This window comes from Paenibacillus sp. BJ-4, assembly GCF_020404765.1.
GTDB lineage: Bacteria > Bacillota > Bacilli > Paenibacillales > Paenibacillaceae > Paenibacillus.
This window is the reverse complement of sequence record NZ_JAIVEM010000137.1, coordinates 1-217: the sequence shown is the minus strand read 5'-3', so window position 1 is coordinate 217 and position 217 is coordinate 1. Positions and strand designations below refer to the sequence as shown.

Below are 217 nucleotides of genomic sequence, written 5' to 3'. Positions count from 1 at the left end.
GCCCGCATCCTCCAATACCTCCCAGCAGGATTGGACAAACAGCCGTTCCTGCGGGTCCATGTTATGGGCTTCTAGCGGTGATATGTTGAAGAAGAGCGGGTCAAACTCCGCGAATCCGTCTATAAAGCCGCCCCACTTGCTGTAGCTTTTCCCCTGCGCTGCCGCCTCCTGGGGGTCCGGCTGGAAGAACCCTTCCTTGGACCAGCGTTCCTCCGGA

1 protein-coding gene is annotated in these 217 nt (G+C 59.0%); it reads right to left on the bottom strand.

Annotation, left to right across the window (positions count from 1 at the left end; translation table 11 throughout):
• On the bottom strand, positions 1-217 hold a 217-nt coding region (locus tag LCF57_RS28295; RefSeq protein ID WP_226002062.1), incomplete at both ends, for a beta-ketoacyl synthase N-terminal-like domain-containing protein.